The sequence below is a fragment of the Nocardiopsis lucentensis DSM 44048 genome (assembly GCF_000341125.1).
Taxonomy (GTDB): domain Bacteria; phylum Actinomycetota; class Actinomycetes; order Streptosporangiales; family Streptosporangiaceae; genus Nocardiopsis; species Nocardiopsis lucentensis.
Window position 1 is genome coordinate 1 of the sequence record NZ_ANBC01000119.1, and the last position, 6,838, is coordinate 6,838.

The window sequence follows — 6,838 nt, forward strand, 5'->3', positions numbered from 1 at the left end:
ACGGTGCTCGACCCGCTCGCCGACCGGCTCTACATCTTCGCCGCCCTGCTCGGCCTCGTGGTCCGGGGCATCATCCCGTGGTGGCTGATGGGCATCCTGGTGCTGCGCGACGTCCTCATCCTCGGCGCGCTGCCGCTGCTGCGGCATTTCGGATACGGCCCCCTGCCGGTGAACTTCGCGGGCAAGGCCGCCACGTTGTGCCTGTTGTACGCGTTCCCGCTGCTGTTTATCGCGGGGCACACGTCGATTGTCTCAGATGTGGCGCGGATTATAGGTTGGGCGTTCGCACTCTGGGGAACTGCTCTTTATTGGTGGGCCGGACTGCTTTATGCCGTACAGGGACTGCGCCTGATCGCCCAGACCCGCCGCGACGAACGCGCTGATCACACCGGTGGCCGGACGGGTGCCGAGGACAGCGACCCAGCGCGGCCGCAGCACGGATCGACCCGATCCGACAGACCAGGCGACCGCTGACGGAGGAACCCGGAGCGGAATCCGAGGGCGAACGGACGCACCACGGGTCGGGGCCGGACCAGGCTCCGGGCCCGGCCCGAACACGACCGGCGGAACGGCTCACCGCGAATCCTGTCGGATCGAGAGGGAGTGTCATCTCCGCCATGAGAACATGTCCCACCGCGTGCGACGACGCGCGCTCCCACCCCCGCGCCGCGACCTCCGACGGCACCGCTGTACGGAGGTCCCGGCGATGACCGACACCAGCGCCCAGAACGGCCCCGCCCACAGCGGTGACGGCGCCGATGTCCCGGCCACGCCCCCGATGAAGGCGGTCGTGATGGCGGGCGGCGAGGGCACCCGCCTGCGCCCCATGACGGCCAACCAGCCCAAACCCCTCCTGCCGGTGGTCAACAAGCCCATCATGGAGCACGTCCTCCGGCTGCTGCGCAAACACGGCTTCACCGAGACGGTGGTGACCGTCCAGTTCCTGGCCACCCTCATCCGCAACCACTTCGGGGACGGTGAGGAGCTGGGAATGAAGCTCCACTACGTCGCCGAGGAGGTCCCCCTCGGAACCGCGGGCAGCGTCAAGAACGCCGAGGAGTACCTGCGCGGCGAACCGTTCATCGTCATCTCCGGCGACGCGCTGACCGACATCGACCTCACCGACATGGTGCGCTTCCACAAGGAGCGCGGAGCCAAGGTCACCATCGCCCTCAAACGGGTCCCCAACCCTCTGGAGTTCGGGATCATCATCGTGGACGAGCAGGGCCGTATCCAGCGGTTCCTGGAGAAACCCACGTGGGGTCAGGTCTTCTCCGACACCGTCAACACCGGCATCTACATCATGGAGCCTGAGGTCCTCGAGCGCGTCGCCGACGGCGAGGTCGTGGACTGGTCCGGTGACGTCTTCCCCGAACTGCTCAAGGAGGGCGAGCCCCTCTACGGGTACGTCGCCGACGGCTACTGGGAGGACGTCGGCACCCACGAGAGCTACCTCAGCGCCCAGGCCGACGTGCTCTCGGGCCGTGTCGCCGTGGACATCGACGGTTTCGAGGTGTCGCCGGGCGTGTGGGTCGGCGAGGGCGCGCAGGTCGACCCGAACGCCGTCCTCAAGGGCCCGCTGTACATCGGTGACTACGCCAAGGTCGAGGCCGGGGCGGAGCTGCGCGAGTACACCGTCGTCGGCAGCAACGCCGTGGTGCGCTCCGACGCCTTCTGCCACCGAACGGTCCTGCACGACAACGTGTTCATCGGGCGCGGCGCCAACCTGCGCGGCACCGTGATCGGGAAGAACACCGACGTCATGGCCGCCGCCCGGATCGAGGAGGGCGCGGTCGTGGGCGAGGACTGCGTCATCGAGTCCGAGGCCTACGTGCACAACGACGTCAAGGTCTACCCCTTCAAGACCATCGAGGCCGGTGCGGTGGTCAGCACCAACGTCGTGTGGGAGTCGCGCGGGCAGCGCTCGCTGTTCGGGCCGCGCGGGGTCTCCGGCCTCATCAACGTCGAGATCACCCCCGAACTGGCGGTGCGGCTGGCCAACGCCTACGCGACCACGCTGAAGAAGGGCGCGATCGTCACCACCTCCCGCGACGTCTCGCGGGCCGCGCGCACTCTCAAACGTGCGGTGATCAGCGCGCTGACGGCGGCCGCGATCGACGTGCGCGACCTGGAGGTCGTGCCGCTTCCGGTGGCGCGTTTCCACACGTCCCAGAGCGGGGTCAGCGGCGGCATCCACCTGCGCACGAGCCCCGGGGACCCGGAATCGGTGGACATCCTCTTCCTCGACGGCCAGGGCGCCGACCTGTCGCCGGCCTCGCAGCGCAAGCTGGACCGGGTCTTCTCCCGGGCGGAGTACCGTCGGGCCTTCCCCGGGGAGATCGGCGAGCTGACCTTCCCCTCGCGCGGCGTGGAGAACTACTCGCACGACCTGCTGCGCGCCGTGGACACCAGCGGTGTGGCCGAGGCCGAGCTCAAGGTCGTGGTCGACTGCGCGGGCGGGACGGGGTCGCTCATCCTGCCGTCCCTGCTGGGGCGGATCGGGGTGGACGTGCTCACGGTGAACAACCGGCTGGACGAGGCCTCGCCGACCGACACCGCGGCCAAGCGGATGCGCGACCTGGAGCGGCTGGGCGAACTCGTGGCCAGCTCCGGGGCCGACTTCGGTGTCCGGTTCGATCCGGTGGCCGAGCGGCTGGCCATCGTGGACGAGAACGGTGAGCTGGTCGACGGCGACCGGGCGCTGCTGGTCGTGCTGGACCTGGTCGCCGCCGAGCGCGGCGGCGGCACGGTGGCGCTGCCGGTCACCACCACCCGGGTGGCCGAGCGGGTGGCCAGCGCGCACGGGGTCTCGGTGCGGTGGACGGCCACGGCCACCGACGAGCTGACCAAGGCGGTCAGGTCGGGTGAGGAGGACATCGTCTTCGCCGGGGACGGCCGTGGCGGGTTCGTCATCCCCGAGTTCAGCCCCACCAGCGACGGCATCGCCGCCTTCGTGCGGCTGCTGGGCCTGGTGGCGCGCACCCGGCGCTCCGTGGGCCAGATCGACCGCGCCATTCCGCAGGCGCACCTGCTCCGCCGCTCGGTGCCCACCCCCTGGGCGGTCAAGGGCAGCGTCATGCGGGCCGTGGTGGAGGCCGCCGGAGACCGGGAGCTGGACACCACCGACGGGGTCCGGGTCCTGGAAGCCGACGGGAGTTGGGCGCTCGTCCTGCCCGACACCGCCGAGGCCGTGACCCATCTTTGGGCCGAAGGTCCCGACCCCGACACCGCGCACCGCCTGCTGGACGAGTGGGCGGCCGTCGTGGAACGGGCCGAGGGCTGACCTGCTGCCATGCGGGTGGGGGCGGAGCTTTGCCCCCACCCGCATGGCGCGTTCAGTCAGGGGACACCTTTCCCACCCCAGCGCGAGAGTTCCCGTTAAACTGGACATAACGGCAGGTCATCGCGGTGGTGGAAAGTTCCCGCGAATCCGTTTGGCTCAGCTGCGAACCAATCCGCCCCGCACGGCATCTGCACCAGAGCAGGTGTCCATCTCGACGGGGGCGGGCATCGGCGGAGACGGTGCCTCAGGTGTCGGGTCCGTCGTCCCCTCCGCCGCGGGCGGGTCCGGGCGCCCACGGCAGGCCGAGGTGGAGCAAAACCCTTCCTGGACAGGGATATGGTTTAAAGTCGAGTGTTCCCTGACGCACCGCGTCACCACCGGGCGGGTACCCCAGCGACGGCGGAGCCGGGCCGGGGGTGACAAGGAGTACAACATGGGGGATGAGACCAAGCGACCGACCGTGTGAGGCGCACCGCTGCCTGACAGCGGGCTGTCTCGCCACGCTCCGGGCGGTGTGCGGGTGAGCAACCCGTACGGTGCCCGGGACGTGTCACCGATCAGCCGAATCAAGCACCGCCCCGTGCGGTAGGAGGCCGAGCCGACCTATGTCGAGCGTTTACTGCACGCAGTGCGGTCACGCCGTTGCGGATGATGCCCGTTTCTGCTCCTACTGTGGGACCCCCGTCCGCAGGCCCCAGCAGCAGACCCCACAACCTGGTGCGCGTGGGGACTCCGCCGGCGATGTCACGTCCACCATCTCGATCTCCGGGATCCAGGCCCTCGAGGAGGAGGAGTCGGCCGGTGACGAGTTGGCGGCCGACGACCCGGCCAACGCCGATTCCCTTCCTTCGGGCACGGCGCTGCTCGTGGTCAAGCGCGGCCCCAACGCCGGAAGCCGGTTCCTGTTGGACAGCGACGTGACGACCGCGGGGCGTCATCCCAACAGCGATATCTTCCTCGACGACGTGACCGTTTCACGCAGGCACGTCGAGTTCTTCCGCCGCGGCGACGGTTTCGGAGTCCGGGACGTGGGGAGCCTGAACGGTACCTATGTGAACCGCGAACCCGTCGACGAGGCCGCCCTGGGCGGCGGGGACGAGATCCAGATCGGCAAGTTCCGCATGGTCTTGCTGACCAAACCGCGCCGCTGACCGGCACGGTGGCCACGGGGAGGTGGGGCTGGAGCCGGAGACCCTCGGTCGAGGGCGGTGGCCTCACCTTTCCGCGGAGCGGCCACCAAGGCGATGGCGGGAGGGCCGAGCAGGTTTGCGGGCCCCCGCCTCCGGACAGCTTTGTAACGAAGGGTGCCGATTTCGCCCTCGGGTCCTGATCCAACGGGGGAGCAGGGACGAGCGCCCATCCGGCATGACGACTCGTGGGACGGAGCCGCTGTGAAGCACATGGAGGTCGTCGGCGTCCGGGTTGAGATGCCCTCGAACCAGCCGATTGTCCTGCTCAAGGAATCCGACGGAGACCGCTACCTCCCCATTTGGATCGGCGGGGTGGAGGCCACGGCGATCGCACTCGCGCAGCAGGGGGTGGCGCCCGCCCGGCCGCTGACCCACGACCTGTTCCGGGATGTGCTGGAGGCACTCGACACCGGGCTGCAGACGGTGAACATCACCGGTCTGAGCGACGGGATCTTCTACGCCGAACTGGTGTTCAGCAACGGTGTGGAGGTCAGCGCGCGGCCTTCCGACTCGATCGCGCTCGCACTGCGGACCGGCACGCCGATCTACGCCCACGAGGACGTGATCGACGAGGCCGGGATGCCGATCCCCGACGAGCAGGAGGACCAGGTCGAGGCGTTCCGGGAGTTCCTGGACAACATCTCGCCCGAGGATTTCGGCCGACGCGCCGAGTAGCGTCTCCCGGGAGGCGCGCGGCGGGGTGGCCCCCGCCGTGTCCTTGACGTGTGCCCGGGTAGGACGCCCACGCGAAAACACGGCTGTGACCTGCGGGTTCGTCGCGGTCGTCACTGATAGATTGGGTTATCGGGTCAGGGGAGGGGGACTGTGGTGGCCACGGCCGGGGCCTTGGGGCGCCCTCGGGTCGGACCCGGTGCGGATCCGGGGCCCGCGCGACGCGCGCACTTGGCGACGCGCCGCGTGCCTTCGTTGACGCTGTCGGTCGGTCGTCCTACGGTCGGTGCAGTGGAACCCGCGGCGCACCCTTTCCCTGAGTGGACATCCCCTGTCGACACCGCCGTGGGACGAGGAGCCGGAGGTCGGCGTGGCGGTAGCGGGCGGCAAGCGGGAGACCCATGACAGGCGGTCCGCGCTGCGGCTAGCGGGGCAGCAGGGCCTACTGTGCGAAGAGGACGTGGTGGCGCTGCCGATGGACGTCGGGTACAGGGGCCCAGCGGCGTGTACCGCCGCAGGGATCACCTACCGTCAGCTCGACTACTGGGCCAGAACCGGCCTGGTCGAACCGAGCGTGCGCGCCGGAGCCAACAACGCCCCCCTGTACAGCCTCCCCGACATCCTGTTGCTGAAGGTCGCCAAGCGCCTTCTGGACACGGGGATCTCCCTCCAACAGATTCGCAACGCCGTCGATCATCTGCGTGGCAGGCCCGCCCCCGATCTGGCCAGCATCACGCTGATGAGCGACGGCGTCAGTGTCTACGAGTGCACCTCGCCCGACGAGGTCGTCGACCTCATGCAGCGCGGGCAGGGCATGTTCGGACTGGCCCTGGGCAACGTGTGGCGCGAACTGGAGGAGGCGCTGGGCGTGGTCCCGGCCGAGGAGCGCGCCGACCTGCCCGCCGCCCCGCCGCAGCCGGTGGATGAGCTGGCGCGCCGCCGCCGGGAGCGCCGCACGGGCTGAGTGGCCCCGCGGCGGAACCGGACTCGCGCCGCGAACGTCGGACCCGCGGCGAGGCATCCGGGTCGTGGGGGACGCGTGGCACGGAACGGGCTGCGTGACGGGGAACGCGAGCCGGGCGGAGGGGCCGTGGGGCTGCCGACGGGATCGGCCGGTCCGTCGTGGTCGGGGGCGCCCTCGTACTCACCGACCGGTGGCTCCCGTTCGAACCGGTCATGTTCGCCTTCGCTGGGCGGTCGGGAACACCTGCGGTTGAGGGGCCTGTGGACCGGGGGTCCAGTGGGGGCCGCCGGACACGCGAGACCCTGGCTCGGCTCCCGGCGCGGCTATCGAGTACCGTTTGGTCACAGCAGGGATGAAAACCGACATTCGCCCTGTCCGTACATTCACACACAGCGTCAACAGGCCGTCAATACCACGCGGGAGAGACCCCGACAGGGGCGCCGACGGGGCAATACTCCCCAGTAACCTCTCAGGCACCACGGACCGCGTGGAGGAGGCCGCTCTGAAGCCGGGCCGCGTCATGCCCGGTGACAGAGGGGGAGACCGTGAGGAACGCGCCGACCCGCTCGGCCCTGTCATCAGGAGGTCTCCGTGCCTGACCAGTCCACGCCAGACCCGACGCCGCACACGCCCGGCACCCCCGCGCGGGTCTTCGCCGACCGCCACATCGGGCCCACCCCCGCCGAAACCGCGGAGATGCTCAAGACCGTCGGCTACGGCTCCCCCCCC

Annotated in this window: 5 protein-coding genes and 1 riboswitch; all 5 genes read left to right on the forward strand. The window is 69.9% G+C overall.

What is annotated here, in order from left to right:
* A partial coding sequence (locus tag D471_RS32915; RefSeq protein ID WP_017597409.1) for a CDP-alcohol phosphatidyltransferase family protein occupies positions 1-474 on the forward strand: 474 nt, incomplete at its 5' end.
* Between the two features lie 304 nt (positions 475-778).
* Positions 779-3,283, forward strand: coding sequence for a mannose-1-phosphate guanyltransferase (locus D471_RS0103860; RefSeq protein WP_026127385.1), 2,505 nt, complete (start codon positions 779-781; stop codon positions 3,281-3,283).
* Between the two features lie 605 nt (positions 3,284-3,888).
* Complete coding sequence (locus D471_RS0103865; RefSeq protein ID WP_026127383.1) at positions 3,889-4,434, forward strand: FHA domain-containing protein; 546 nt, start codon at positions 3,889-3,891, stop codon at positions 4,432-4,434.
* A gap of 240 nt (positions 4,435-4,674) precedes the next feature.
* Entirely contained in the window at positions 4,675-5,148 is a 474-nt protein-coding gene (locus D471_RS0103870) for a bifunctional nuclease family protein (RefSeq protein ID WP_017597412.1), read from the forward strand.
* A 472-nt stretch (positions 5,149-5,620) separates the two neighbouring features.
* The gene (locus D471_RS0103875) at positions 5,621-6,109 is read left to right on the forward strand and encodes a MerR family transcriptional regulator (RefSeq protein ID WP_083924062.1); all 489 of its coding nucleotides are present in this window, start codon (positions 5,621-5,623) and stop codon (positions 6,107-6,109) included.
* 407 nt (positions 6,110-6,516) lie between these two features.
* Positions 6,517-6,605: riboswitch (glycine riboswitch) on the forward strand.
* The last annotated feature ends 233 nt before the right edge of the window (positions 6,606-6,838 follow it).

Coding starts and splice junctions, on each gene's coding strand:
- D471_RS0103860 (WP_026127385.1), top strand. CDS start 779: ATGAAGGCGGTCGTGATGGCGGGCGGCGAGGGCACCCGCCTGCGCCCC.
- D471_RS0103865 (WP_026127383.1), top strand. CDS start 3,889: ATGTCGAGCGTTTACTGCACGCAGTGCGGTCACGCCGTTGCGGATGAT.
- D471_RS0103875 (WP_083924062.1), top strand. CDS start 5,621: ATGGACGTCGGGTACAGGGGCCCAGCGGCGTGTACCGCCGCAGGGATC.